Source organism: Rhodococcus sp. RD6.2 (genome assembly GCF_001040705.1).
In the GTDB taxonomy this organism is placed as follows: domain Bacteria; phylum Actinomycetota; class Actinomycetes; order Mycobacteriales; family Mycobacteriaceae; genus Rhodococcus_G.
Map to the genome: position 1 here is coordinate 407,454 of NZ_CVQP01000006.1, position 25,512 is coordinate 432,965.

24 protein-coding genes and 1 other RNA gene are annotated in these 25,512 nt (G+C 70.0%); 14 read left to right on the forward strand and 11 right to left on the reverse strand.

Annotated features, from left to right (window positions below):
- Together RHCRD62_RS12125 and RHCRD62_RS12130 are read right to left on the reverse strand one after the other, a co-directional pair.
- On the reverse strand, window positions 1-600 hold the full coding sequence (locus RHCRD62_RS12125) for a CueP family metal-binding protein (protein WP_050065251.1): 600 nt from the start codon (window positions 598-600) through the stop codon (window positions 1-3).
- Window positions 601-1,039: 439 nt separating this feature from the next.
- Entirely contained in the window at window positions 1,040-1,852 is an 813-nt protein-coding gene (locus tag RHCRD62_RS12130; RefSeq protein ID WP_050064939.1) for an alpha/beta hydrolase, read from the reverse strand.
- 61 nt (window positions 1,853-1,913) lie between these two features.
- On the opposite strand from RHCRD62_RS12130, the gene RHCRD62_RS12135 reads away from it, so the two are divergent.
- Window positions 1,914-2,399, forward strand: a complete 486-nt coding sequence (locus RHCRD62_RS12135) for an acyltransferase (RefSeq protein ID WP_050064940.1) — start codon at window positions 1,914-1,916, stop codon at window positions 2,397-2,399.
- Window positions 2,400-2,406: 7 nt separating this feature from the next.
- Here the strand turns inward: RHCRD62_RS12135 and RHCRD62_RS12140 are convergent, their stop codons facing one another.
- A complete protein-coding gene (locus tag RHCRD62_RS12140; RefSeq protein WP_253277291.1) occupies window positions 2,407-2,745 on the reverse strand; it encodes a type II toxin-antitoxin system Phd/YefM family antitoxin in 339 nt (112 codons plus the stop codon).
- A 127-nt stretch (window positions 2,746-2,872) separates the two neighbouring features.
- Here RHCRD62_RS12140 and RHCRD62_RS12145 point away from each other — a divergent pair, with 127 nt between their 5' ends.
- The gene (locus RHCRD62_RS12145; protein WP_050064942.1) at window positions 2,873-3,832 is read left to right on the forward strand and encodes a cobalamin biosynthesis protein; all 960 of its coding nucleotides are present in this window, start codon (window positions 2,873-2,875) and stop codon (window positions 3,830-3,832) included.
- Here the strand turns inward: RHCRD62_RS12145 and RHCRD62_RS12150 are convergent.
- The 3 genes from RHCRD62_RS12150 to RHCRD62_RS12160 form a co-directional block, all read right to left on the reverse strand.
- On the reverse strand, window positions 3,814-4,740 hold the full coding sequence (locus RHCRD62_RS12150; protein WP_050065252.1) for an SURF1 family cytochrome oxidase biogenesis protein: 927 nt from the start codon (window positions 4,738-4,740) through the stop codon (window positions 3,814-3,816). The two genes, RHCRD62_RS12145 and RHCRD62_RS12150, sit on opposite strands and share 19 nt — an antisense overlap.
- A gap of 66 nt (window positions 4,741-4,806) precedes the next feature.
- Window positions 4,807-5,280 carry a low molecular weight protein-tyrosine-phosphatase gene (locus tag RHCRD62_RS12155; RefSeq protein ID WP_050064943.1) on the reverse strand — a complete coding sequence of 158 codons (474 nt, stop codon included), beginning with the start codon at window positions 5,278-5,280 and terminating at the stop codon, window positions 4,807-4,809.
- Entirely contained in the window at window positions 5,270-5,929 is a 660-nt protein-coding gene (locus RHCRD62_RS12160) for an HAD-IA family hydrolase (RefSeq protein ID WP_253277292.1), read from the reverse strand. The genes RHCRD62_RS12155 and RHCRD62_RS12160 overlap by 11 nt, the downstream gene beginning before the upstream one ends.
- A 56-nt stretch (window positions 5,930-5,985) precedes the next feature.
- Between RHCRD62_RS12160 and cobC the strand changes: the two genes are divergently transcribed.
- The 6 genes from cobC (at window position 5,986) to RHCRD62_RS12190 (ending at window position 12,789) form a co-directional block, all read left to right on the forward strand.
- On the forward strand, window positions 5,986-7,047 hold the full coding sequence (gene cobC, locus RHCRD62_RS12165; protein ID WP_084734221.1) for an Rv2231c family histidinol phosphate aminotransferase CobC: 1,062 nt from the start codon (window positions 5,986-5,988) through the stop codon (window positions 7,045-7,047).
- Window positions 7,044-8,171, forward strand: coding sequence for a Nif3-like dinuclear metal center hexameric protein (locus RHCRD62_RS12170; protein WP_050064944.1), 1,128 nt, complete (start codon window positions 7,044-7,046; stop codon window positions 8,169-8,171). The genes cobC and RHCRD62_RS12170 overlap by 4 nt, the downstream gene beginning before the upstream one ends.
- Before the next feature lie 142 nt (window positions 8,172-8,313).
- Window positions 8,314-9,051 (forward strand): zinc ribbon domain-containing protein, encoded by a 738-nt coding sequence (locus tag RHCRD62_RS12175; RefSeq protein WP_050064945.1) that lies wholly within the window; start codon window positions 8,314-8,316, stop codon window positions 9,049-9,051.
- Complete coding sequence (locus tag RHCRD62_RS12180) at window positions 9,048-10,157, forward strand: bifunctional RNase H/acid phosphatase (protein WP_050064946.1); 1,110 nt, start codon at window positions 9,048-9,050, stop codon at window positions 10,155-10,157. The genes RHCRD62_RS12175 and RHCRD62_RS12180 overlap by 4 nt, the downstream gene beginning before the upstream one ends.
- Before the next feature lie 190 nt (window positions 10,158-10,347).
- Complete coding sequence (locus RHCRD62_RS12185) at window positions 10,348-11,142, forward strand: SDR family oxidoreductase (protein WP_157050911.1); 795 nt, start codon at window positions 10,348-10,350, stop codon at window positions 11,140-11,142.
- 219 nt (window positions 11,143-11,361) lie between these two features.
- Window positions 11,362-12,789, forward strand: a complete 1,428-nt coding sequence (locus RHCRD62_RS12190; protein ID WP_050064948.1) for a dicarboxylate/amino acid:cation symporter — start codon at window positions 11,362-11,364, stop codon at window positions 12,787-12,789.
- Window positions 12,790-12,834: 45 nt separating this feature from the next.
- Here RHCRD62_RS12190 and RHCRD62_RS12195 read toward each other — a convergent pair whose 3' ends face one another.
- Entirely contained in the window at window positions 12,835-13,365 is a 531-nt protein-coding gene (locus RHCRD62_RS12195; protein ID WP_050064949.1) for a DUF1697 domain-containing protein, read from the reverse strand.
- A 37-nt stretch (window positions 13,366-13,402) separates the two neighbouring features.
- On the opposite strand from RHCRD62_RS12195, the gene rnpB reads away from it, so the two are divergent.
- The 3 genes from rnpB to RHCRD62_RS12205 all read left to right on the forward strand — a co-directional run bounded on the left by rnpB (window position 13,403) and on the right by RHCRD62_RS12205 (window position 15,844).
- An RNA gene (rnpB, locus tag RHCRD62_RS13705) (RNase P RNA component class A) lies at window positions 13,403-13,813 on the forward strand.
- Window positions 13,814-14,208: 395 nt separating this feature from the next.
- Window positions 14,209-14,391 (forward strand): hypothetical protein, encoded by a 183-nt coding sequence (locus RHCRD62_RS12200; protein WP_050064950.1) that lies wholly within the window; start codon window positions 14,209-14,211, stop codon window positions 14,389-14,391.
- A gap of 49 nt (window positions 14,392-14,440) precedes the next feature.
- Window positions 14,441-15,844 carry an RNB domain-containing ribonuclease gene (locus tag RHCRD62_RS12205; RefSeq protein ID WP_050064951.1) on the forward strand — a complete coding sequence of 468 codons (1,404 nt, stop codon included), beginning with the start codon at window positions 14,441-14,443 and terminating at the stop codon, window positions 15,842-15,844.
- Between the two features lie 3 nt (window positions 15,845-15,847).
- Here RHCRD62_RS12205 and RHCRD62_RS12210 read toward each other — a convergent pair whose 3' ends face one another.
- The 4 genes from RHCRD62_RS12210 to panB form a co-directional block, all read right to left on the reverse strand.
- Entirely contained in the window at window positions 15,848-16,654 is an 807-nt protein-coding gene (locus RHCRD62_RS12210) for a CHAD domain-containing protein (protein ID WP_050064952.1), read from the reverse strand.
- 96 nt (window positions 16,655-16,750) lie between these two features.
- Window positions 16,751-17,716 (reverse strand): prolyl aminopeptidase, encoded by a 966-nt coding sequence (gene pip / locus RHCRD62_RS12215; RefSeq protein WP_050064953.1) that lies wholly within the window; start codon window positions 17,714-17,716, stop codon window positions 16,751-16,753.
- Window positions 17,717-18,166, reverse strand: a complete 450-nt coding sequence (locus RHCRD62_RS12220; RefSeq protein WP_050064954.1) for a hypothetical protein — start codon at window positions 18,164-18,166, stop codon at window positions 17,717-17,719.
- Between the two features lie 169 nt (window positions 18,167-18,335).
- Window positions 18,336-19,217 (reverse strand): 3-methyl-2-oxobutanoate hydroxymethyltransferase, encoded by an 882-nt coding sequence (gene panB, locus RHCRD62_RS12225; protein ID WP_050064955.1) that lies wholly within the window; start codon window positions 19,215-19,217, stop codon window positions 18,336-18,338.
- A gap of 193 nt (window positions 19,218-19,410) precedes the next feature.
- On the opposite strand from panB, the gene RHCRD62_RS12230 reads away from it, so the two are divergent.
- From RHCRD62_RS12230 to RHCRD62_RS12240, 3 genes are read left to right on the forward strand one after another with little or no spacing between them, the layout of a single operon-like run.
- Window positions 19,411-20,964, forward strand: a complete 1,554-nt coding sequence (locus RHCRD62_RS12230) for an alpha/beta hydrolase (protein ID WP_050065255.1) — start codon at window positions 19,411-19,413, stop codon at window positions 20,962-20,964.
- Window positions 20,965-21,016: 52 nt separating this feature from the next.
- Window positions 21,017-22,357: a type I glutamate--ammonia ligase gene (glnA, locus tag RHCRD62_RS12235; RefSeq protein WP_050064956.1), complete on the forward strand. Its 1,341-nt coding sequence runs from the start codon at window positions 21,017-21,019 to the stop codon at window positions 22,355-22,357.
- 7 nt (window positions 22,358-22,364) lie between these two features.
- Complete coding sequence (locus RHCRD62_RS12240) at window positions 22,365-25,382, forward strand: bifunctional [glutamine synthetase] adenylyltransferase/[glutamine synthetase]-adenylyl-L-tyrosine phosphorylase (RefSeq protein WP_050064957.1); 3,018 nt, start codon at window positions 22,365-22,367, stop codon at window positions 25,380-25,382.
- Window positions 25,383-25,512: the final 130 nt, after the last annotated feature.

Genomic DNA, 25,512 nt, shown 5'->3' on the forward strand with positions numbered 1-25,512 from the left:
TTACGCGAGGGCGATGGTGGTGACGCAGGTCGGGTCGTCCGGGCCGGTGCCGACGGTGGCCCGGCCGGTGCGCCCCTCGTACTCGACCACCACGTCGGCCTCGATCCCGCGGGGCAGCCACAGGCCGACGAACCCATTGTCGTAGGTGCGACTTGTCAGGTCCGCCAGCACGGCACCGTCGGCAACGTCCGTGGCGGTCACCCGGATCGGCTGGTCGCGCAGTTCACCGAGACAGGTGGTGAGGCTGTGGAAGTAACAGTCGTGGGTGCGGTTCACGTAGGGCGCGACGGAGACGTAGAACTCGTCGTCGGGGAGCGCGACGGACGTTTCGGGGCCGTCGTTCTCGGAGATGAGGACCTCGTCCGGCCGCACTGACGCGACGAGGCCGTCGGGCCGCTCCGCTACGGGAAGTGTGTCGAGTCGCTCGATCAACTCCTTTCCACTCAGGTCGTCGAGTCCTTTCGCCGCAAGCACATTCGTGGTCGGCGAGGTGGAGGCGGGCGAGTCCGCAGGGGTGGACGAGCATGCCGTCAGGGCCAGTGCGCCGACGGTGGCGACAGCAGCGATCAGGGCCTTCGAGCGGAACGGTGAACGAGCCATGACCACACGCTAGCCGCGTGTCCGCTTTGTCTGTTGTCGGGGGTGCCGCGAAGTGCTCCTCGGTCCCGTGGATCCCCTCGAACGAGACGTGGATCACTTGTGACCTGGGGAAAGTGCGGGATGTCACAAGATCAGTTCACGCTGCATTCACCGGCAGCGCCCCTCGATTCACTACCTTCGTGTGAAGGGGGGTCGCAGAGCAGCAGCCGCCCGAGGCTCCGGCCGACCCGTCCGAGATCGTCCGTCTTCTGCACATGGAGGTGCCCATGACGCTCCTCGCAGTACTGACGTTGATCTTTGCGCCGCTGTGTGTGCTGGCCGCCTACGCGACCGTGTGCGCCGTGTTCCTGGTGGAATTGCGCCGCAACGACCGTGAACACCAGACCGAGCAGGCCCCGATCCGGACGACGCAGGACATCTCGCTGCGGTCGCGTCGCCGTCAGCCTTTCTCGGCCCCGAGGTCATGGCGCTCCAGGAAGTCCAGCGTCAGGTCCGCGACCTCGCGCCACCCGTCGTCCGCGGCAAGCGAATGTCCGCGGTCCGGCAGCACCGAGTACTCGGTCGCGCCGGTGTTGCGCCTCTGAATGTTGTACTGGGACGCGACGATCGACTCCGGCGTCATGCGGTCGGCACCGCCCGCGACCAGCAACAGTGGACCGCGCGCGGTGCGGGTGTCGATCTTGGCGGGACTGCCGACCGCGACGTTGGCCAACGCGGCTTGGAACAGCGGCCGGGCAGGCGCCGGGATCGTGTGGGCGTCGAAGATCCGGTCCGACTCCTCGCGGGAGATCGCGTTCGCGAACGTGTGGTGATACGACTCCGGTGTGTGCGTCCAGGTCTTGTTCCGCAGCAGCGGATTCCGCAGGATCGGCATCACACTACGCACCTGGTCGAGTGGCAGGCGGAGGACGCCCTTGAATTGTGCGGGGGCGATCGCGACCGCTCCACGCGCCAGCCCGTCGCCGAGGAGCTTCTGCGCGATCAGACCGCCGAAGGAATGACCGACCAGGATGGGAAGCGTCGGCAGCGCTTCGACGACGGTCCGGTAGTGCCGAGCGACCTCCGCGAGGCCGACCCCGTTCAACTTGTCCGGATTCTCGCGCGTCGCCTCGGCCGTCTCCCCGTCCCCGGGCCAGCCGGGAGCGATCGGGATGTACCCGCGCGACGCGAACAGTTCCGTCCACGGCTGCCAACTGCTTGCGTGCATCCACAGTCCGTGCACGAACACGACAGGGATCGGGTCGGACGCCATCTTGTCTCCTCGGTCTCGGTGCTTGTCGAGCCTAGAGTGCCGACGTCGCTATCGTGACGTAGTGCGCTTCATCACGATCGTCCAGTCGTCCCCGTTCGTGCCGGTGTGGCTACGGATCCTGCTCCTGCTCGCCGCCGGAGCGCGGGTGTGGGGTGCGGGCATCTATTCGGGATGCCACTTCGGCGGCAAGGACATTCGGATGGGCGTCGGCACATTCGTCAACCGTGGCGTCCTGTTCGACGGCACCGCGCCCATCACTCTCGGCAGGCAGGTTGCCGTCGGCCACGGCGTCAAATTCATCACCAGCACCCACGACATCGGACCGGAGGACGGCCGCGGCGGACGCGTCCGCAACATGCCGATCACCGTCGGCGACGGCAGCTGGATCGGAGCGGGCGCCATCGTCCTGCCCGGGGTCACGGTCGGTCCGGGATGCATCGTCGGGGCCGGAGCCGTCGTCACCCGCGACTGCGAACCCAACGGCCTCTACGCGGGCAACCCCGCGCGCCGGGTACGCGACCTGCCGGTCGGGGTCGTGCGGACCTGAGTCGCGCTCACGCGGACTTCTTCTTCTTCTTCCTTTTCGTACGTTTCTTCCGGGCCTTGGCCTTCGATCCGCGACGGCACTTTTCGGTCGACGTCGCAGGTTCCGCGGCGGGCGGTTGGTCGGGGACCGCCGGGAGAAGCGAGCGGGCCAATTCGCGGCGCAGACTGGCCATCAGCTCGGGGGACCGGAGCAGGAACGTGGCCTCCTGCAGCGCGGTGTAGTGCGCGAGCGAGATGAGCACTGCACTGTCCGTCTTCCCGGCGATCTCGACGGCGACGGTGCCCGAGTTGACCTCCTGGACGAGGGACGCCAGGCGTTTGCCCGCGGACTTCACCGTGGTCGCCACCGCTGTCGACTCCGTTCGCCTTTCGAATTCTGTCGCCGCGCATCTTCGCATCCCCTGCCTCCGAATCGGGACGAGGACACGACGGTCGGACGAATCGTGAACGGTGCGGGTTGATAGAACTGGTCCCGTGACTCGACCCCGGATCTCGGCCCGCGCGGCAGGCATCGCCCTCGGATACGTGGCCGACCGGGTGTTCGCCGACCCGAGGCGCGGACATCCCGTCGCCGGTTTCGGTCGAGCGGCCGCCGCCCTGGAACGCGCCACCTACCGCGACTCCCGGGCCGCGGGGGCCTGCCACACGGCGCTGCTCGCCGGCGGCGTCGTCGGGGGCGCGGTCGTCGCGTCCCGCGCGGCCCGCCGGCTCGGCTGGGCGGGGGAGACGGCCCTCGTGGCGGCGGCGACGTGGACCGCGCTCGGCGGAACGTCGCTCGCGCGCGTCGGCAACGAGATGGCCGATCGTCTGGACGGCGACGACCTCACCGGTGCACGCGAACTCGTCCCGTCCCTGTGCGGACGTGACCCGAATTCACTCGACGAAGCCGGGATCGCCCGCGCCACGGTCGAATCGATCGCCGAGAACACGTCCGACGCGACGGTCGGGCCTCTGGTGTGGGCGGCGATCGCCGGGGCGCCCGGCGCACTCGGATACCGCGCCGTCAACACCCTCGACGCGATGATCGGGTACCGGTCACCGCGCTACCTGCGGTTCGGCTGGGCCGCGGCCCGCCTCGACGACGTCGTGAACCTCGCTCCCGCGCGGCTGACCGGACTGCTCGCCGTCGCCTCCGCGCCCGCCGTCGGCGGTTCCCCTGCCGCGTCGGCACGGGCGTGGCGACGCGACGCGTCCGCTCACCCCAGCCCCAATGCGGGCGTCGCGGAGGCGTCGATGGCTGGAGCGCTCGGCGTGCGGCTCGGTGGCCGAACCGAGTACGCGCACGGTGTCGAGGAGCGCCCCACCCTCGGGGACGGTCCGTCCCCCCGGGTGGGGGACATCGCGCGGGTCGCGCGGCTGTCCGAGGTGGTGCAGGCCGGTGCCGCGGTGACCGCGGCCCTCGTCGTGGTGCTCGCTCAGCGGCGCTTGCCGTAGCGATCGGCGAGCCTCGCCTCGGTCGCTGTCAGTGTGGCCGGCTCGGGCTCGGTCGATCGGCCGAAGCGGCGGCGCGGCAGCGCGACCTCGTCTCGCTCGGGGTTCGTCTCGGCCGGCGTCTGTTCTGTGTCGGAGGCGTCCGTGTCGGGGACTACGACGGTGTTCGCGCGTTCGCGGCGGCGCTCCCGGATCTCCGCGCGCACGAAGTACGCCAGACCCAGCGGCGCCATGATCCCGAACGCGAGCCACTGCAGTCCGTAGGAGAGGTACGGGCCGGCGTCGAGCTGGGGAAGCGGAATCGGGTTCAGCGCACCCGGCTCGCCCGCAGGCAACTGGAACCACGCGTCGACCAGCGGCAGACCGACCGTTGCACCGACCTGCCCGGCATCGAGGAAGTACACCTGGGGGACACCGTTCTCGATGATCGGGTCCTTGCCTGGGACGGTGCCCTCGGACACGCGAGCCCGGGCCGTGACGGTGACCTCACCGGACGGTGCGGCCTCGATCGGCGGCGCGAGGGTGCCCTGGACCGGTCGCACGTACCCGCGGTTGATCAGGATGATCTCGCCGCCGGTCAGACGCATCGGTGTGAGCACCTCGTACGCGGGATCGCCCTCGATCGAGCGCAGTCGGACCAGTGCCTCGTGATCCGGCAGGTAGGTGCCCGTCGCCGTCACCTGCCGCCACTCGTCGTTGGCGGCGAGCGGACCCGACTCGGGCAGGATCGACTCGACCGGAACAGGCTCCGCGTTCACGGACTCCTCGATCAGCGCGTTGCGGTGCTCGGTGCTCGTGTTCTTGCCCAGCTGCCACGGCGCGAGGACGGTGAAGCACATGTAGGCGAAACCCGCCACGACGACGGCGAGCACCAGCCAGCCCGGACGCAGCAGAAATTTCAGCCTTCGCACGCCACCACGGTACTGGGCGTGCCGGGTGAGACCGAAATGTCGGTGTCCGGGATCACCCAACGGCCGTCAGAGTCGTTCGCGAACCCACTCCAGCAGGCCCGGAACAGCGGCTTCGATCTGCTCGCGAACCAGCTCGAAGTCCTCGCCGTCGCCGTAGTACGGATCGGGCACCGAATCATCCTCGGCGTCCGGGTCGAAGCTGCGCAGCAGGCGCCGCCGTTCGGTCGGCACCCCGAGGTGGGCCAGCGCGCGATCGTGACCGGTGTCGAGCGCGACCACGAGGTCGGCGTCCAGATGGTCGCGTCCGACCTGCGCGGCGCGGTGCCCGACCGGGTAGCCGTGCGCCGCCAGCACGGCGGTCGTCCGGTGGTCGGCGTCGTCGCCGACGTGCCAGTCGCCGGTGCCCGCGCTCGACACCCGGACGACGTCCGCGAGACCGGCGTCGGTCAGGTGGCCGAGCAGGATCTTCTCCGCCATCGGCGACCGGCAGATGTTGCCGGTGCACACGAACGTGATGTGCAGCGCAGCGTCAGCGGGCATGCAGGATCGCCCCCAGCTCGCCGACCGTCCGAGCCGACCACGCGGCGTCATCGGCCTCCGATTCGGCGCCGTAACCCCAGTGCACGAGGACCGTCGGGATACCCCAGTGCGCGGCTCCGTGCACGTCGTGGACGCGGTCGCCGACCATCACGACATCGGGCGTGCCGCCGGGAACGGGGCTGACACCGAGCCCGCGCAACGCGTGCTCGACGACGTCCGCCTTCGCTCGCCGGGTGCCGTCCGCGGACGCACCCGCGACGACCTCGAAGTGCCCGGACAGGCCGAAATGATCGAGGATCCGGACTGCGAACCGCTCGGACTTGCTGGTCGCGACCGCCAGCCGCGACCCCGACGCGGACAGTCCGGTCAGCAGGTCCGCGACGCCGGGGAACACCTCGTTCTCGGCCCACCCGATCCGGTCGTAGCGGTCGAAGTAGGCGGCCAGGGCGCGCTCCGCGTCCGCGTCGTCCAGGCCGACCGTGCGCAAGGTGTCCGCCATCGGCGGTCCGAGGATCAACTGCGTCAGGTCGACATCCGGCTCCGGTGCGCCGACCGTGGCGAGCGCATGCCGGAACCCGGTGACGATGCCGGGCGCGGAGTCGGTGAGGGTGCCGTCGAGGTCGAAGAGGGTGATCGCGGGAGAACGCACCCGTCCATCCTGCCTGGCTCCCAGGTCCTGCGCTCGACCGCCATACACTGCCGATCGTGGACACCCGAGCATCCGACGCCGTCGACCCGAACAGGTGGGGCGACGTCGACCTGCGCCACCACGGCGACATCGACGCCGTACCCGGACTGCTCGACTTCGCCGTCAACGTGCGCGGCGACGGACCGCCGGACTGGCTCGCGGCACGCCTCGCCTCGGCGGTGCCGACCCTCGGTCGCTACCCGTCCGAGCAGGCCGAGCGCGCCGCTCGCGAGCAGGTCGCGGCGCGTCACGGCCGCGACCCCGACGAGGTGTTGCTGCTCGGCGGCGGAGCGGAGGGATTCGCGATGCTGCCGCGGCTCGCGCCGCGGCTGGCGGCGCTGATCCACCCGTCGTTCACCGAACCCGAATACGCGCTGCGCGAGGCCGGGGTGCCGGTCACCCAGGTGGTGCTCGCGCCGCCGTACCGCCTGAGCGGCGCCGCCGTCCCCGACGCAGCCGACCTCGTGGTGCTCGGCAATCCGACCAACCCGACGTCGACGCTGCATCCCGCCGGCGACGTCCTCGCCCTCCGCCGACCCGGACGCCTCCTGGTCGTGGACGAGGCGTTCGGCGACGCGGTTCCCGGCGAGCCGGAGTCGCTGGCCGGCCGGTCACTGCCCGACGTCCTGGTGCTGCGGTCGCTGACCAAGACGTTCGCGCTCGCGGGCCTGCGGTGCGGGTACGCGCTCGGCGCCCCCGACGTTCTGGCGCGCATGCAGAAGGGTCGCGCGCACTGGCCGCTCGGCAGCCTGCAACTCGAGGCGATCAGAGCATGCAGCGAACCGGACGCAGTCGCGTGGGCCGATCGCGAGGCGCGACAGATCGAGGTCGAACGGGCCGAGATGCTCCGCCTTCTCGCCGCCGCGGGTGTGGAGGTGGTGGGTCCGGCGCGGGCGCCGTTCCTGCTGCTTCGCGTCCCTGACGGCGAACTCGTCCGAAAGAAGCTGCAGGAGAAGGGGATCGCGGTGCGTCGCGGCGACACCTTCCCCGGGCTCGACCCGAACCACATCCGCGTCGCCGTCCGCGCAGCCGAACCGGCTCGCGCCCTGGTGGCCGCACTGACGGAGGTACTGGCATGAGTGTTCCGCTGTCCGAGGTCATCTCGGCGCTCGAGGAGGCGTACCCGCCGCGGCTTGCGCACAGCTGGGATTCCGTCGGCCTCGTTTGTGGCGACCCCGCCGACTCCGTCGACCGCGTGATGATCGCCGTGGACGCGACGGCCGCCGTCGTGGACGAGGCACTGGCGTGGGGGGCGCAGCTGCTGCTCGTCCACCACCCGCTGCTGCTGCGCGGCGTTGACACCGTCGGTGCCCACACCCCCAAGGGTGCCCTGCTGCACCGGCTGATCCGGGGCGGCTGCGCCCTGTACACGGCGCACACCAACGCCGACTCCGCCGATCCCGGAGTTTCCGATGCGCTCGCGCAGGCACTCGGTCTGACCGTCACCGGACCACTCGACCAGGCAGCGTCGGAACCGCTCGACAAGTGGGTCGTCATGGTCCCGTCCACCGACACCGCCCCGGTCCGGGACGCACTGTTCGCGGCGGGCGCGGGCGAGATCGGCGACTACAGCTGCTGCAGCTGGACGGTCACCGGCACCGGCCAGTTCCTACCCGGCGACGGCGCGACCCCCACGATCGGAGCGGTCGGACGTGTCGAGCAGGTCACCGAGGACCGCGTCGAGGTAGTCGCACGTCGGGCGCTGCGGTCGCGGGTGCTGGCCGCGCTGCGCGCCGCGCACCCGTACGAGGAGCCCGCGTTCGACGTCGTCGAACTCGCCGACACCGGGTCGGCACTCGGCATCGGCCGGGTCGGGGAACTGCCGGAACCCGAGACGTTGCGCGAGTTCGCCGCCCGCGTCCGCCGCGCACTGCCCGAAACCGCGTGGGGTGTGCGGGCCGCAGGCGACCCCGACACCGTCGTGCGCACCGTCGCGGTGTGCGGCGGCTCCGGCGACTCCCTGCTCGGCGCGGCACGCGCGCGCGGCGTCGACGCGTATGTGACCGCCGACCTGCGGCACCATCCCGCCGACGAGCATCTGCGCGGTGGCGGTCCGGTGCTGGTCGACGTCGCGCACTGGGCCAGCGAGCAGCCGTGGTGTGCGCAGGCGAGCGGCATCCTCGATGCCCGGTTCGCCGACGTCGACGGCTGGTCCACGGTGGTCTCCGAGGTCCGGACCGATCCCTGGACCCTCGGCCTCTGACCACCCCTCCCACGGGGCGAGAGGAACCCGACGCGGGCTGGGCGGGGCGAGGGTTCCCCTCGCCCGGGTGGAGGAGAGGGCCGGGGCGGTAACGTATGCGGAACCCTCCACCCCTCGAATCACAAGCAGGAGCGAAGCCCGAGTGAACGTCGACCCCCGGATCCAGGCCAAGCTGCTCGACCTCGCTGCGGTCGACACCGAGCTGACCAGGATCGCGCACCGCAGGCGCACCCTCCCCGAGCAGGAGGAGGTCGAGCGGCTCGAAGCCGACCGGGTGGGACGCAAGGATGCCGCCGTCGCCGTGCAGATCGTCCTCGACGACCTCGACCGCGACATCAGCAAGCTCGAAGGCGAGGTCGACGCGGTTCGCAAGCGTGAGGACCGCGACCGGAAGCTGCTCGAGAGCGGCACCGTCGGCGCCAAGCAGCTCACTGAACTCGAACACGAACTCGGCAGCCTCACCCGCAGGCAGGCCGCGCTCGAAGAGGACCTGCTCGACGTGATGGAGCGGCGCGAGGCCACCCAGGCCGACTACGACCACGCCGGCGGCCAGGTCGACCAGATCGACGACGCCCTCGTCGACGTGACCCGTCGCCGCGACGACGCGCTCGCCGACCTCGACGCCGCCCAGCAGCGCTGCGACGCCGACCGGACCGCCCTCGTCGCCGAATTCCCCGAGGACCTGCTCGCCGTCTACGACCGTCAGCGCAGCGGAGGCGGAGTCGGTGCGGCGCTGTTGCAGGCACGCCGGTGCGGCGCCTGCCGGATCGAGATCGACCGTGGCGAGTTGACGCGGATCGCGGCGACCGCACCCGACGTCGTCGTCCGGTGCCCCGAGTGCAGCGCGATCATGGTGCGCACCAAGGAATCCGGTCTGTGACCGCTGTTTCCCACGTCCGGGTCGAAGCCGACGGTGGATCGCGCGGCAACCCGGGTCCCGCAGGTTACGGCGCAGTCGTGTTCGACGCGGACACCGGTGCCGTGCTCGCGGAGCGCCGCGAGTTCCTCGGCGTCGTCACGAACAACGTCGCCGAGTACAGCGGCCTGATCGCCGGCCTGACCGCGGCATCCGACCTCGGCGCAGGCGTCGTCGAGGTCCGGATGGACTCCAAGCTCGTCGTCGAACAGATGTCGGGACGCTGGAAGGTCAAGCACCCCGACATGATTCCGCTGGCGCAGCGCGCCCGGGAACTCGCGTCCGGGTTCGATCGCGTGACCTACACGTGGATTCCGCGGGCCGAGAACTCGCACGCGGACCGGCTCGCCAACGAGGCGATGGACGGTGGAGCTCAGCCCGAGGATGTCCCCGAGGTCGGCCCGGTGCCCGCCGCGGTCGAAAAGACGCCGACCGCGCCCGGCTGGACCGGCGCCGTCGGGAAACCGACACGCCTGCTGTTGCTGCGACACGGCCAGACCCCACTGTCGGTGGAACGTCGCTACTCCGGACGCGGCAACCCGCAGCTGACCGAGGTCGGGCTGGCGCAGGCCGCTGCCGCCGCCGCGCGTCTCGGCGGCCGAGGCGGTGTCGCGGCAGTGGTGTCGTCGCCGCTGGGCAGGGCGAGGCAGACCGCGCAGGCCGCAGCCGACGCACTCGGTCTTCCGCTCACCGTGCATGAGGGCTTGACCGAAACCGACTTCGGCGCGTGGGAAGGGCTGACGTTCCGGGAGGCCTCCGAGCGTGACCCGGACCTGCACCGCGCGTGGCTCGGCGACACGTCGATCCGGCCGCCGGAAGGTGAGAGCTTCGACGAGGTCCGCGTCCGCATCGAGGAGGTCCGAGCCGACCTGGTCCGTGAGTACCCGGGCCAGAACGTCCTCGTCGTCTCGCACGTCACCCCGATCAAGACGCTGCTGCAGCTGGCGCTCGACTCCGGTCCGTCGCTGCTGTACCGCCTGCACCTGGACCTCGCGTCGCTGTCGATCGCCGAGTTCTATCCCGACGGGGGAGCCTCCGTTCGGCTCGTCAACGACACCTCCCACCTGTGAGGTCGAACGCCGGATCGTGAGGTGAAGCGCGCCGGTGAACCCTGACCGGCCCGGCAGCGCTGGCGCCGCTACGCGGACCGGAGGAGTATCACGACGAGGCCGCCCACAGTCCCGCCGTAGGCCGTAGGCCGTAGGCCGTAGCGGCCGGTTCGCGGGGACCAGCGGAATCGTGCGTCCACCGGAGGGAGCGATCGTGTCCACGAGCACCCGGGTAGCCCTCGTGACCGGAGGTTCCGGCGGGATCGGCAGGGCCGTTGTCGAACGGCTCGTCGTGGATCGTTTCGCGGTTGCCGTCCACTACGCGGGGAACAAGGCGCGGGCCGACGAGCTGGTCGAGCAGGTGACCGACAGCGGAGGTCATGCGCTCGCAGTCGGCGGTGACGTAGCCGACGAGACCGCGATGAAGGCGGTGTTCGACGCCACCGAGCGTGCGTTCGGCGGACTCGACGTCGTGGTCAACACCGCCGGGATCATGATCCTCGCCCCGATCGTGGACCTGAATCTCGACGAACTGGACCGGATGCACCGCACCAACATCCGCGGCACCTTCGTCGTGTCGCAGCTGGCGGCGCGCACCGTTCGGAAGGGCGGAGCGATCATCAATTTCTCCACGTCGGTCACCCGAACGAAGTTCCCGAACTACGGCGCGTACGCGGCCAGCAAGGCTGCGGTGGAGGCGATGACGCTGACCCTCGCCCGAGAACTGCGGGGCCGGGACATCACGGTGAACGCCGTCGCGCCCGGACCGACGGCCACACCCCTGTTCCTGGACGGCAAGGACGACAGCACGATCGCAGGCCTCGCCGCGGCCGTCCCACTCGAACGGATGGGCCGTCCCGAGGACATCGGGGAGACAGTGGCCTTCCTCGCGGGTCCCGCACGGTGGGTCAACGGGCAGGTCTTGTTCGTCAACGGCGGGCTCGCGTGGCGGAACGGGACCTCCGCGGGAGGACGGACGGGGCACCGCGCGAAACCGCGTCTTTAGCGTGAGTAACATGGTCTGGGTGACCCTGCTGCTGACCAGTCGACGCTTCGTCGACAACTGTCTGCAGTCGAGCGCCGTCTGTATCAGCTGACCCCGGTCGACTCTCGTGTCCCGGGCGGCCGTGTTTCCTCACCGGCCGTAGGAATCTCCTTCCGCATGTCAGCTTTCCCCGCGCACCACGTGTGATTCGTGCTGCGCGTCCTCAGAAAGGTCCGCCGAATGTCGGCCTCCACCAGCGCCCCCGCCGGGCGACGTCTGCCCGCCTGGGCGACGTCCTTCGGTACCCAGATCGTGATCGGCCTCGTCGCAGGCGTCCTGATCGGTCTGATCGCCCGCTCCATGCCCGATGCCGCCGACGGCAACCCGAACTGGCTGGTCGGCACCGTCACGACCATCGGATCGAGCTACGTCGCGTTGCTCACCGTCGCGGTGATTCCGCTGGTGTTCACCGCGATCGTCAGCTCCATCGCCAACCTCCGACAGGTCGCCAATGCGGCCCGGCTCGCCGCCCAGACGCTGCTGTGGTTCGCGATCACCGCGCTGATCGCCGTTGTCATCGGCATCGTCGTCGGCCTGCTCGTCCAGCCCGGAGCGAACACCACCGTCGACGCCGCCGCCGCTGCCGCGCCGAAGTCGTCCGGCTCGTGGTGGGCGTTCCTGACCGGACTCGTACCGCAGAACTTCCTGGCACTCGGCGCGAAGACCACCGTCACCGATTCCGGGGCAGCGACCACCTCTCTGAGCTTCAACGTGCTCCAGCTGCTCGTCATCGCGATCGCGATCGGCATCGCCGCCCTCAAGGTGGGGGAGAAGGCCAAGCCCTTCCTCGACTTCAACGCCGCGCTCCTCGCGATCGTGCAGAAGGTGCTGTGGTGGATCATCCGCCTCGCGCCGATCGGCACCGCTGCGCTGATCGCCAAGGCCGTCGCCACCTACGGATGGGACGCGCTCGGTCAGCTCGGCTGGTTCACTGTCGCCGTCTACATCGGCCTGGCACTGGTGTTCTTCGTCGTCTACCCGATCCTGATCCGCGTGCACGGACTGTCGGTGCGCCGGTTCTTCTCCGGCGTCTGGCCGGCCACGCAGTTGGCGTTCGTCTCCCGCTCCTCGATCGGCACCCTCCCGCTCACCGAGCGGGTCACCGAACGTAACCTCGGCGTGCCGCGCGAGTACGCCTCGTTCGCGGTGCCGCTCGGCGCGACCACCAAGATGGACGGCTGCGCCGCGATCTACCCCGCGATCGCCGCGATCTTCGTCGCCCAGTTCTACGGCCTCGACCTGACCCTGACCGACTACCTGCTGATTGTCGTGGTCGCGGTGATCGGCTCGGCCGCGACCGCGGGTACCACCGGCGCGACCGTGATGCTGACGCTGACCCTCTCGACGCTCGGCCTGCCCCTGGCGGGTGTGGGTCTGCTCCTGGCGGTCGAGCCGATCCTCGACATGGGCCGCACCGCCGTCAACGTGACAGGTCAGGCGCTGATCCCGACGATCGTCGCGAAGCGGGAGAACATCCTCGACGAGGACCTGTACAACGCCGAACGCAACGGCGACCCGTTCGCGGACGAGGACGTCGAGCCCGGGGCACCGGACGAGGAGGTCCAGCCCGCAGCGTCGGTCCAGGGCCGGGAAACCGTCCACGCCTGACGATCTCCCATGAGTCCTTTCGGCCCTCGAGCGGGCCGAAAGGACTCACGGGCCCAGCAGCTTGCGGAGGGTGCGCAGGTTCCGGTTCGTCGTGGTCGACTTGTACTTGGCCTTCCCCGACAGCTTCCCGAACGGACTCTGCAGGGTCTGGCCGCGTTCGACGTGCCAGTACAGGACGCCGTCGCCCGGTTGCAGCGCCTCGTCGCCGAGGGCGAGACCGTCGGCGGCGGTGAACATGTCGGTGAGCGCGGCGGGGTCGGACGACAGCAGTACGTACGGATGCCAGCCGTCGCGGTCGGCGTCGAATGGGAACTCGTCGACGATCCGCGCCAGTGTCGGCTGGTCGACCAGCACGATCCACGCGTCGTAGCCGAATCGTTCGCGCAGCGCCGCCTCGATGTCGGCCTTGATCGCCGCGGTGTCCGTGCGGTCGGAGTCGAACAGGACGTTGCCCGACGCCAGAACGGTTGTCACATCGGTGAACCCGATGGCGGCGATCGTGTCCTTGAGGTCGGCCATCTTGATGTTGATGCCGCCGACGTTCACGCCCCGAAGCAGGGCCACGTACCGTGTCATTCCCCGACCCTAGTGCCGGGTAGTCTGTACGGGCGGACGAGTTGGTCGGACGGCCGCGGCGAAGGGAACCACGCGCGTCGGCGTGCAGGCCCGGCGCCGAGGAAAGTCCGGACTCCACAGAGCAGGGCGGTTGCTAACGGCAACCCGGGGTGACCCGCGGGACAGTGCCACAGAAAACAGACCGCCGGCGCGTGAGCGTCGGTGAGGGTGAAACGGTGCGGTAAGAGCGCACCAGCGCCCCGGGTGACCGGGGTGGCTAGGTAAACCCCGCCCGGAGCAAGGTCGAAGGCCGCACCTCACGGTGCGGCTGCGCAGGTGTTCGAGGGCTGCTCGCCCGAGCCTGCGGGTGGACCGCTCGAGGTACCCGGCAACGGTGTGCCCAGATGGATGGTCGTCGCCCGGCGCCTAGCGCCGGGAACAGGATCCGGCTTACAGACCAACTCGTCCGCTCACACACCTCCGCTCTCCACAGACAACTGTGCCCCCGTCCGTCGACGGGGGCACAGTTGCGTATGTGGAGCGATCAGATCGGGTTGACGACCAGAAGGGTCGCCCAGTGCTTCGCCTCCTGCTCACCGACATGCGGCAGCAACGTGTCGAAGAGGATGTAGGACATCGGCTCCATGGTTGGTGGTTCTCCGTTCAAGGTTCGTCGCGACACAGCCGATCCAGGACAGATCGAAGGGCACGGTCAGTCGAGGGGGAGTCGACGGACCGTGGACCGCTGCGGCCGTAAGAGTCTCACGGTTGTGACTTCCGCTCAAGGGGACTGGAAGAAATGATGCCCTGCCGGCCGGAAATTGTTCGTGAGCGGGTCCGCAGGCGATGGAGCACACTGGAGGAATGAGCGACGACGACAAGTGGTACTACTGCGTTTCGGACGGGTCGGTGCGTCAGGGCAAGGACGCTCGCGGGCTGGATCGCATGGGGCCGTATCCGGATCGGGAGACGGCCGGGCGGGCCCTGGAGATCGCCGCGGAGCGGAACCGCGCGGCCGACGACGCCGACCGCGACTGGGAGGACTGAGCGGATCGGGCAGCGCTGCGCCCGCCCGAATCGGTCGTAGGCTCCGCCCGTGACTCTGCGAATTTCCGCCCCCGGCATCGACTTCGATGCGATCAGATCCGAATTCTCCCTGGACGGTGGATTTCCGGTCGCCGCACTGGCCGAGGCCGACGGCGCGGTGGACCGGTGTGCGTCCGGCCGGGTCGACCGCACCGATCTGCCGTTGGTGACGATCGATCCACCGACCTCGATGGATCTGGACCAGGCACTGCACATCGAGCGCACCGACACCGGATTCGTCCTGCACTATGCGATCGCCGACGTCGCGGCGGTGGTGCGACCGGGCGGCGCACTCGACACTGAGACGCGGCGGCGCGGCCAGACGTTCTACCTGCCCGACGGCTCGGTTCCCCTGCATCCCCGAGTGCTGTCGGACGGTGCCGCGAGCCTGCTCCCGGATCAGGTGCGGCCCGCCGCGCTGTGGCGGATCGACCTCGACGAGACGGCGGAGCCCGTTGCCGTCGCCGTCCGTCGCGCGTCGGTCAGGTCGGTGGCCCGGTTCGATTATGCGGGAGTGCAAGCGGATTCCGATCGCGGGACGTTGCATCCGTCGATTGCCGCGCTCCCCGAGTTCGGTGCGCTGCGGCTCGCGTCGGCCCTGCGACGCGGCGCGATCGAACTCAAGCTTCCCGAGCAGGCGGTGGTCGCCGACGGCGGGGGCTGGCGGCTCGACGTCGAGCCCCGGACAGCGGCCGACGACTGGAACGCCGAGGTGTCCCTGCTGACCGGGATGTGTGCCGCCCGCATCATGCTGGACGCTCGCATCGGACTGGTGCGGACACTGCCGCCCGCTCCCGCGGACGCCGTGGCGGCGCTGCGGCGATCCGCGCGGGCGCTCGGACTGAACTGGAAGCCGGATGTGTCGGTGGGGGTGATGATGGCGGGTCTCGATCCCAACACTCCGGACGCGTTGGCGATGATGAGCGACGCGACGACACTGCTGCGCGGCGCGGACTACGCGGCGTTCGACGGCGCGGTTCCGCCCCTGACCGTGCATGCGGGGATCGGTGCCCCCTACGCGCACGTGACCGCGCCGCTGCGGCGCCTGTCGGACCGGTTCGCCACCGAGGTCTGTCTCGCCGTGTGCGCGGGAGTCGAGATACCGCAGTGGGTTCGACAGGCGTTGCCGCTGTTGCCCGGCGTGATGCGCGGTTCGGATCAGTTGGCCGGCAAGGTCGACCGGGCGTGCGTCGACCTCACCGAGGTCCGTGTGCTCGCCGGGCGCATCGGTGAGACGTTCGACGCCGTCGTCCTCCGGTCCGCGGACCGCAAACGCGACGCAGAGGTGTTCGTCGCCGATCCGATCGTCATCGCGCGGTGCGCGGGAAACCCTCCCGAAGGCGAGCGCGTGTCGGTGCGGCTGATCGCGGCGGACGCGGAGACGCGTCGGGTGCAGTTCGAGTACGCGGCCTGACGATCAGAGTGCCGACTTCAGCCGGCGGACCGTGCGAAGGACGTCCCGTGCCGCCGCACCCGCCTGCTCGGCTCGATCGGTTTCGAGGGCGGCGACGACGCCGAAGGTGAAGGTGTCCTCGCCCGCGGCCCGCGCCCGATCGGCTGCCGCGAGCACCTCGCCGCGCGCGACCACCGCGTCCTGATGGTTGCCCAGGACCGTCTGCAGTTCCTCCGCGGCCGCCGCCACTCTCTTCGCCCGGGGGCGGGACGCGGTGATCGCCTCGGCCGCGTACCGCAGCGCCTTCGCACGCTTGCGGGTGCGGTGCAGCGCGCTGTCCGGACCGGGGTCGCCCTTGTGCCCCCGCAACCCGGCCTTGCGGCCGGCCTTGACGACCCGCCCATGAGCGCGGCGTACCTCGTCGAGCGGCCGCCCCGACGACCCCGGCTGCGCGCAGAGCGCGTCCAGGTCCGTGAGGAGTGCGTGGAATCGGGGAGTCGCCAACGTCGCCACCGCCACGTCGTGGGCGCTGCGATAGCGCTCACGGTAGGTGTCGACCAAGCGGTACCGCACCGTGCCCCGGATCAGTTCGGACGGCAGTGCGTCCAGCACGTCCGCGAAGTGGTCGGCGAGCACCTCGGCGTCCCGCGCGTCCCCGAGAACCGTCCCGAGCCACCGCAACTCGTCCCGCAGCGCGGCCGAATCCGGGAACACCGACGCGTACGTCCCGAGCACACTGCGCAGCCTGCGCGCCGCGACCCTCATCTGGTGCACGGAGTCGGGTTCGTCCCCCCGCACGGCGTCGGCCGTGGTGGACAGCTTCGCGCTCAACGCGCGTGCGTTGTCCAGTACGGCCGCTCGATCCCTACGTCTGTGTGAGCCCACACCCCAGGTCTACCGCACCGAGGGGCGCGATGCGACCACACGTCAGAGTCCTCGGAATCCGTCCGTCGCCTCGACCAGGTGATGGGTGATGCCGGGCTCCGCGGCGGCATGCCCGGCGTCGTCAACGATGCGCAGCCGAGCGGACGGCCATGCCCGGTGCAGTGCCCACGCCGTCGTCACCGGGCACACGACGTCGTACCTGCCCTGCACGATCACGGCGGGGATGTGCGCGATCGTGTCGACCCCGTCCAGCAGCTGGTTCTCGGCGAGGAACCCGTCGTTGACGAAGTAGTGGTTCTCGATCCGCGCGAATGCGAGCGCGAAGCGCTCTTCCGCGCTGCGATCGACGTGTTCTTGCTTCGGGATCAGTTCACTGGTCGAGCCCTCCCACGTCGACCAGGCGACCGCCGCCGCCGTCGCGACGTCCGGATCCGGGTCGTGGAGGAGCCGGTGATAGGCCTCGACGAGGTCGCCGCCCCGATCGGACTCCGGGACCGCGGCGAGGAAGCCCTCCCACCGGTCCGGGAAGATCGCGCTCGCGCCGCCGTTGTAGTACCAGTCGATTTCGCTGCGCCGCAGCAGGAAGATCCCGCGCAGCACCAGCTCCGTGACTCGAGCCGGGTGGGTCTGCGCGTACGCCAGCGCGAGCGTCGAACCCCACGACCCGCCGAACACCTGCCACCGCTCGACTCCGAGGTGTTCGCGCAACGCCTCGATGTCGGCGATCAGGTGACCGGTCGTGTTCACCGACAGGTCCGCTCCGTCCGCGACGTGCGGCGTCGATCGCCCGCACCCGCGCTGGTCGAACAGGACGATGCGGTAGGCGTCCGGGTCGAAGAATCGGCGATGGTCCGGGCTGGTCCCGCCACCCGGTCCGCCGTGCAGAAACACCACCGGCTTGCCGTCCGGATTGCCGCACTGCTCCCAGGCGATCGACTGCCCGTCACCGACGTCGAGCCTGCCCGTCAGGTGCGGCTCGATCGGTGGGTACGGCTGTCTGCGGTTCACTCAGAACCCGATCAGGCCGGAGGCGAGATCCGGGAGCTCGAGGGCGTACAGGGCGCCGTCCCGCACGTCGGGGCACTGTGCGGTGGTGATGACGTCGATCCGTGCCTTGTGCGTGACCAGGTCGATCATGTTGACGCCGTTCTGCGCCGCCCAGGTACCGACCACGGAGTTCAGTCCGCCCTTGCCGATGGTCGGTGTGTATGTCCTCCAGCTCTGCAGCTGAGCCTCCATCTCCGAGCAGAGCTGCTCGGCCTGAGTCGTCGTCACCCCACCCGAATCACCGGGGATCACGCCGCCCGCGGCGCCCGCTCCGCCGGAGTTCGTCGACGGGGCAGGCGCGGGTGCTGCCGTCGAGGCGGGAGCCGGGGTCGTGTCGCTCGCGCATCCCGCCGTTCCGGCGAGAAGGGCGGCAGCCCCGGCGAAGGCGAACGCGTAACGGCGGAAAGGCATGTGGCGACCCCAGACTGTCGGCCCGGCGCGCAGGGTGCCAGGTATGCGAAGGACGGTGCCCGCGGCCGGGTGCCGGTCGCGGGCACCGTCGAGTGTGCCATCGATCCGCGCGCAGAATGAGGCATCGCGCGCTGTGACGTTCAGCCCAGCGGAGCTGCCGGGGCCACGATCAGAAGCTGTGCTCCTCGGCGGGGAACGTGCCGGTCCGCACCTCGTCGGCGTATGCGACGGCAGCGCCGCGCAGCGTCTCGCCGATCGCGGCGAACTGCTTGACGAACTTCGCGGTCTTGCCGCTCGTGTACCCGGCCATGTCCTGCCAGACGAGAACCTGCGCGTCGCACTCGACACCCGCGCCGATTCCGACGGTCGGGATGGTCAGCTTGCGGGTGACCTGCCCGGCGATCTCGGCGGGGACCATCTCCATGACCACGGAGAACGCGCCGGCCTCCTGGACCGCGATCGCGTCCGCGACGAGCTGCTCCGCGCCGTCACCGCGACCCTGGACACGGAACCCGCCCAGGCTGTTCACGGACTGCGGAGTGAAACCGATGTGCGCCTGGACGGGAATGCCTGCGGCGGTCAGTGCCGCGATCTGCGGGGCGACACGTTCGCCGCCCTCGAGCTTCACGGCGTGCGCCTGTCCCTCCTTCATGAAGCGGAAGGCGGTCTCGAGTGCCTGCTGCGGCGATGCCTCGTAGCTGCCGAACGGAAGATCGGCGATCACCAGGGCGTGCGGAGCCCCGCGGACCACGCCGCGGACCAGGGGGAGCATCTCGTCCACGGTGACCGGGACGGTGGTGTCGTAGCCGTACACGACGTTGGCGGCGGAGTCGCCGACCAGCAGCGCCGGGATGCCCGCCTCGTCGAAGATTCGGGCGGTGGAGTAGTCGTAGGCGGTGAGTTCCGCCCAGCGTCGTCCCTCGGCCTTCATGGCCTGCAGGTGGTGGGTGCGGATCTTGGTGCGCCTCGGTGCGGCTGTCGCAGGCGCTCCGCCATACAGGGCGGTGGCGGAATCGGACGCCGGGGTGGTGGACGCGGAGGTGTCGGACATCAGTGTCCCTTTCGTGCCTCGAGGCCCAGTGCGGGTCCCCGGGTTGCGGGTGATGACACCCACAGTCTGCCACCGCAGGGCAGGGACCGGACCGTGCAGTTCGTCACACCTGGCCCGCGCAGGATCGGTCCCGCTGACCGGGGCGGATCCTGCCGAAACGGGGCCGGTGGACTGTCGTGGCACCATCGACGGCATGCGAATGGTTACTGCAGCGGCGCTGGTCGCGACGGCGGCGATGGCGGTGGCGGGCTGCAGCGGAGCCGGTGAGACCGGCGGGCAGGCCGTTCCGTCCGACGCTCCGACGGCGACGGCAACAGGACCGGTGCCTGCGGGGCTGGACGCCTTCTACGCGCAGACCGTCGCGTGGGGGTCGTGCGCGGACTTCGAGACCGACGGACCCCTCGCGAGCGCGTTGGAGTGCGCTCGGGTGACGGTGCCGGTGGACTACGACGACCCGGACGGTGCGACCGCGCAGATTGCGATCTCGCGGAGCCCGGCGACCGGTGATCGGATCGGGTCGCTGCTGGTGAACCCGGGCGGACCTGGTGCATCGGGGTTGTCGATGGCGAACGTGGCCGACATGACCGACCTTGCCGAGCGATTCGACGTCGTCGGGTTCGACCCGCGCGGCGTGGGTGCATCGACGCCGCAGGTCCGGTGCCTGACGAACGCCGAGTTCGACGCCGACCGCGCCGACCCGAAGGTCGACATGAGCCCGGAGGGGGTCGCGCGAGTCGAATCCGTCAACGCCGCCTATGCCGCGAAGTGTGCGGAGCGGACGGGTGCCGACTTCCTCGCGCACGTCGGCACCCACGAGGTGGTCCGCGACATGGACGTCATCCGGTCGGTGCTCGGTGACGAGCAGTTGACGTTCCTCGGGTTCTCGTACGGCACTCGCATCGGCGCGGAGTACGCGGAGACGTTCCCGGGCAACGTGCGGGCGATGGTTCTCGACGGTGCCGTCGATCCGGAGCAGGACCCGGTCGAGGAGACGGTGCTGCAGGCGGCGGGATTCCAGCAGGCGTTCGACGACTTCGCCGCGAACTGCGCCACGGTCGACCGGTGCCCGCTCGGTTCCGATCCGACGCAGGCGGTCGCGCGGTTCCGGGCGCTGGTCGATCCGCTCGTCGAGCGCCCGGCCGAGACGACCGATCCTCGTGGACTCGGGTACCAGGACGCGATCACGGGGGTGCAGCAGGCGTTGTACTCGCCACAGTTGTGGGGGGCGCTGCGCAGCGGGCTGACCGCGCTCGCCGACGGCAAGGGCGACTCGCTGCTGATGCTCGCCGATCAGTACCAGGGCCGCGACGACGACGGCGCCTACTCGAACATCAACGACGCGTTCAACGCGATCCGGTGCGTGGACGATCCGCCGGTGACGGATCGGGCGGTCGTCGATGCAGGGGACACCGCGTACCGGAAGGCGGCACCGTTCCTGGACGACGGCCGCGGCACGGGCGCGGCGCCTCTCGACGCGTGCGCGTTCTGGCCGGTGCCGTCGTCTGCGAATCCGCACGCAGTGGACGCTCCGGGGCTCGCGCCGGTCGTGGTGGTCTCGACGACGCAGGACCCGGCGACGCCGTACCAGGCGGGGGTCGACCTGGCGAAGCAGCTCGGCGCGTCATTGATCACGTACCGCGGAACGCAGCACACGGTGGTGTTGAACGGGGAGGCGTGCGTGGACGATCCGGTGGTGGCGTACCTGACCGACCTGGCGATTCCGGCTCCAGATCTCACATGTTCATAACCGCCCGAGTTATGTAACACAGATTTAACGCGCGGTGCCTAGTCTCGCGTGCATGGATCGCCAAATGGAATTCGTGCTCCGTACCCTCGAAGAGCGCGACATTCGTTTCGTTCGACTGTGGTTCACCGACGTGCTCGGGTATCTCAAGTCGGTGGCGATCGCTCCGGCCGAGCTCGAGGGGGCGTTCGCGGAGGGCATCGGCTTCGACGGCTCGGCGATCGAGGGCTTCTCGCGGGTCTCGGAGGCGGACACCGTCGCCAAGCCGGACCCGTCGACCTTCCAGATCCTGCCGTGGGAGCACAAGGACGGCAGGCAGCATTCGGCCCGCATGTTCTGCGACATCGCGATGCCGGACGGCACCCCGTCGTGGGCGGACCCGCGCCACGTCCTGCGTCGCCAGCTGAGCAAGGCCAGCGACCTCGGCTTCAGCTGCTACGTGCACCCCGAGATCGAGTTCTTCCTCCTCGAGAACGGCCCGTACGACGGCACGCGCCCGGTCCCGGCCGACTCGGGTGGCTACTTCGACCAGGCGGTGCACGACTCGGCACCGAACTTCCGCAGGCACGCGATCGACGCCCTCGAGCAGATGGGCATCTCGGTCGAGTTCAGCCATCACGAGACGGCGCCCGGGCAGCAGGAGATCGACCTGCGCTACGCGGACGCCCTGTCGATGGCCGACAACGTGATGACGTTCCGGTATGTCGTCAAGGAGGTCGCGCGGAACGAGGGCGTGCGGGCATCGTTCATGCCGAAGCCGTTCGCGGAGCACGCCGGCTCTGCGATGCACACCCACATGAGTCTGTTCGAGGGCGAGAACAACGCCTTCCACAACCCGGACGACCCGATGCAGCTGTCGGCCACGGGTAAGGCGTTCATCGCCGGAATCCTCGAGCACGCCAACGAGATCAGCGCGGTGACGAACCAGTGGGTGAACTCCTACAAGCGCCTCGTCCACGGCGGCGAGGCGCCGACCGCGGCGTCCTGGGGTCCGTCGAACCGGTCCGCACTCGTGCGCGTCCCGATGTACACGCCGAACAAGGCGTCGTCGCGTCGCGTCGAGATCCGCAGCCCTGATTCGGCATGCAACCCGTACCTGTCGTTCGCGGTGCTGCTCGCGGCCGGATTGCGCGGCATCGAGAAGGGCTACGACCTCCCGCCCGAGGCCGAGGACGACGTGTGGTCGCTGACGTCGGCCGAGCGGCGCGCGATGGGGTACAAGGCGCTGCCCGGAAGCCTCGGTGAGGCACTCGAGGAGATGGAGCGCTCCGAACTGGTCGCGGAGACCCTCGGCGAGCACGTCTTCGACTTCTTCCTCCGCAACAAGCGGCGGGAGTGGGAGGACTACCGCAGTCAGGTGACTCCGTTCGAACTCCAGACCTACCTCGGGCTGTAATCCGACGATGGTCAAGCCTCCCACCGTCCGGTCCACCATCCCCGGCGTCGGTCGACTAGGCCTGGTCGAGCCGTCGGCACCTGCCGAACTGGCCGCACTGGGCTGGGTGAACGCCGACAGCGTCGAGCTGCTGTGGTCCTTGTCGCGCGCCGCGAACGCCGATCTGGCGTTGCGCACCCTGGTTCGGGTCAAGGACGGTCTCGATGCGGAGGGCTGGGCGGAACTCGATGCCGCGTTGCGCGTCGACACCGGCTTGCGCGGCAGGCTCTTCGGGGTCATCGGCGCGTCGAGTGCGCTCGGCGATCACCTCGCCTCGGATCCGGGGCAGTGGACGTCGCTGCGCGGGAACGTGGTGCTGCCGACGAAGCAGGAACTCGTCGACGAGCTCCTCGCTGCGGTCGAGGCGGTGCCGGACGGGTCGGCGTCTCCGACGAATCTCGTGTATCGGGCGGCGGTGACGGGCCACGACGCGATTGCGGCGTTGCGTCGCACCTACCGGAACCAGATGATGCTGCTGGCGTCGATGGACCTGGCCCCGATCGTCGAGAACGAGCCGGTGATCCCGTATCAGGTCGTCGGGCATCAGCTCTCGGACATGGCCGATGCGGCGTTGACAGCGGCGCTCGCGGTCGCCGTCGCGACGATCCACCCGGACGGACCGTGTCCCGCCCGCCTCGCGGTGATCGCGATGGGCAAGTGTGGCGCGCGGGAACTGAACTACGTCAGCGACGTCGACGTCGTGTTCGTCGCGGAGCCTGCGGACTCGTCCGCCAGCCGGCTCGCGGGCGAGATGATGCGGATCGGGACGTCCGCGTTCTTCGAGGTCGACGCCGCGCTCAGGCCGGAAGGCAAACGCGGAGAACTGGTCCGGACCCTCGACTCGCACGTCGCGTACTACAAGCGCTGGGCCAAGACGTGGGAGTTCCAGGCGTTGCTCAAGGCGCGCCCCGCCACGGGCGACCTCGCGCTGGGCCAAGACTACTTCGACGCGTTGAACCCGATGGTCTGGACCGCGGCCGAACGCGAGGACTTCGTGCCCGAGGTGCAGGCGATGCGGCGCCGGGTCGAGGAGATGGTGCCGCCGGAGCTGCGTGAGCGTGAGATCAAGCTCGGCCGCGGGAGCCTGCGGGACGTCGAATTCGCCGTCCAGCTCCTGCAATTGGTACACGGACGCGCCGACGAGTCGCTGCGCGTGCAGAGCACGATCGACGCCCTGACCGCGCTCGCGGCGGGGGGCTACGTCGGCCGCGACGACGCCGCCAACCTCACCGCGTCGTACGAGTTCCTTCGCCTCATCGAGCACCGGTTGCAGCTGCAGAAGCTCAAGCGCACCCACACCCTGCCCCCCGCGGACGACGAGGAGGGCCTGCGCTGGCTGGCGCGGGCCGCGCACATGCGCCCCGACGGCCGCCTCGACTCGCTCGGTGTCCTCAATGCCGAGGTCAAGCGGAACGCGCACCGGATCCGCCGGTTGCACGCGAAGCTCTTCTATCGTCCGCTGCTCGACTCCGTTGCCCGACTGGACAAGGAAGCACTGGGTCTGTCGCCCGACGCCGCGGTCCGTCAGCTCGCGGCGCTCGGCTACGTTGCCCCGGAGAACGCCCTCGGGCACCTCAAGGCGCTGACGTCCGGCGCCTCGCGCAAGGGTCGAATCCAGGCGCTGCTTCTCCCGACACTGCTCGAATGGCTCAGTGACACACCGGATCCCGATGCCGGCCTGCTCGCCTATCGACGGCTGTCGGATGCGATGATGGATGCCGAGTGGTACCTGCGCCTCCTCCGCGACGAGGGTGCGGTCGCGCAGCGGCTGATGATCCTGCTCGGTTCCTCCGCCTACCTGCCGGACCTGCTCATCAAGGCGCCGGACGTGCTGCGGACGTTCGCCGACGGACCCAACGGTCCGCGACTGCTCGACGTGGATCCCCACGACGTGGCCCGCGGAATCCTGGCATCGTCGGCGCGCTACGACGACCCGGTTCGGGCGGTCGGTGCGGCGCGATCGTTGCGCAGGCACGAGTTGGCGCGGGTGGCGTCGGCAGACGTGCTCGGGATGCTCGACGTCCCGCAGGTGTGCCAGGCGTTGTCGTCGGTGTGGACGGCTGTGCTCGGTGCCGCGCTCGCTGCGGTGGTGCGGGCGTCGGAGGCGGAACTGGGTGAGGCGGCGCCTGCGACCATCGCCGTGATCGGGATGGGCAGGCTCGGGGGCAACGAACTCGGGTACGGCTCCGACGCGGACGTGCTGTTCGTCTGCGAGCCGCGTCCGGGCGCCGACGAGACGCGAGCGGTCAAGTGGGCCAACATGGTTGCCGACCGGGTGCGGACGCTGCTTGGCGCACCGAGCACCGACCCGCCGCTCGAGGTCGACACGGGCCTGCGTCCCGAGGGTCGCAACGGCCCGGTGGTGCGAACGCTCGCGTCGTACCAGGCGTACTACCGCCAGTGGGCGCAGGCCTGGGAGATCCAGGCGCTGCTGCGTGCGCACGCGGTGACCGGCGACACCGACCTGGGCCTGCGGTTCCTGACGATGATTGACGAGTTCCGGTACCCGGACGGCGGTGTCACCGATACCGCGGTGCGGGAGATCCGCCGGATCAAGGCACGGGTCGACTCGGAGCGACTGCCCCGCGGCGCCGACCCCGCCACCCACACCAAGCTCGGACGCGGCGGACTCGCCGACATCGAGTGGACGGTCCAGTTGATCCAGCTGCGGCACGCTCACGACGTGCCCGCGCTGCACAACACGTCGACCCTCGAGACGCTCGACGCGATCGGTGCGGCGGAACTGCTCGCCGAGACCGACGTCGAACTGCTCCGCGAATCGTGGCTGACCGCGACCAAGGCACGCAACGCGCTGGTGCTGGTCCGCGGAAAACCGACCGATCAGCTGCCCGGTCCGGGTCGCGTGCTGTCCGCCGTCGCGCAGGTGGCGGGCTGGCCGGGCGGCGACGCCAACGAGTTCCTCGACAACTACATGCGGGTCACCCGGCGGGCGAAGGCCGTGGTGGAGCGCGTGTTCGGTGCCTGAGGTCGCCGTTCGTACGCCGTAAGGCGAAAACCACTACGTACCCCCGTTTTTCGGGGAACAGGTACTTCGGTGGGTGATTTCCCCGCTGTTCTCGTGGGCGGTTCCCGGGATTCTTCGATGCGTTGCCGAC

Bases quoted from the DNA above. Each gene is read 5' to 3' on its own strand.
- RHCRD62_RS12220 (WP_050064954.1), bottom strand. From the start codon at position 18,166: ATGCCTTTCCGCCGTTACGCGTTCGCCTTCGCCGGGGCTGCCGCCCTT.
- RHCRD62_RS12170 (WP_050064944.1), top strand. From the start codon at position 7,044: ATGAGTGTTCCGCTGTCCGAGGTCATCTCGGCGCTCGAGGAGGCGTAC.
- panB (WP_050064955.1), bottom strand. From the start codon at position 19,217: ATGTCCGACACCTCCGCGTCCACCACCCCGGCGTCCGATTCCGCCACC.
- RHCRD62_RS12130 (WP_050064939.1), bottom strand. From the start codon at position 1,852: ATGGCGTCCGACCCGATCCCTGTCGTGTTCGTGCACGGACTGTGGATG.
- RHCRD62_RS12200 (WP_050064950.1), top strand. From the start codon at position 14,209: ATGAGCGACGACGACAAGTGGTACTACTGCGTTTCGGACGGGTCGGTG.
- glnA (WP_050064956.1), top strand. From the start codon at position 21,017: ATGGATCGCCAAATGGAATTCGTGCTCCGTACCCTCGAAGAGCGCGAC.
- RHCRD62_RS12240 (WP_050064957.1), top strand. From the start codon at position 22,365: ATGGTCAAGCCTCCCACCGTCCGGTCCACCATCCCCGGCGTCGGTCGA.
- RHCRD62_RS12230 (WP_050065255.1), top strand. From the start codon at position 19,411: ATGCGAATGGTTACTGCAGCGGCGCTGGTCGCGACGGCGGCGATGGCG.
- RHCRD62_RS12125 (WP_050065251.1), bottom strand. From the start codon at position 600: ATGGCTCGTTCACCGTTCCGCTCGAAGGCCCTGATCGCTGCTGTCGCC.
- RHCRD62_RS12155 (WP_050064943.1), bottom strand. From the start codon at position 5,280: ATGCCCGCTGACGCTGCGCTGCACATCACGTTCGTGTGCACCGGCAAC.
- RHCRD62_RS12190 (WP_050064948.1), top strand. From the start codon at position 11,362: ATGTCGGCCTCCACCAGCGCCCCCGCCGGGCGACGTCTGCCCGCCTGG.
- RHCRD62_RS12195 (WP_050064949.1), bottom strand. From the start codon at position 13,365: ATGACACGGTACGTGGCCCTGCTTCGGGGCGTGAACGTCGGCGGCATC.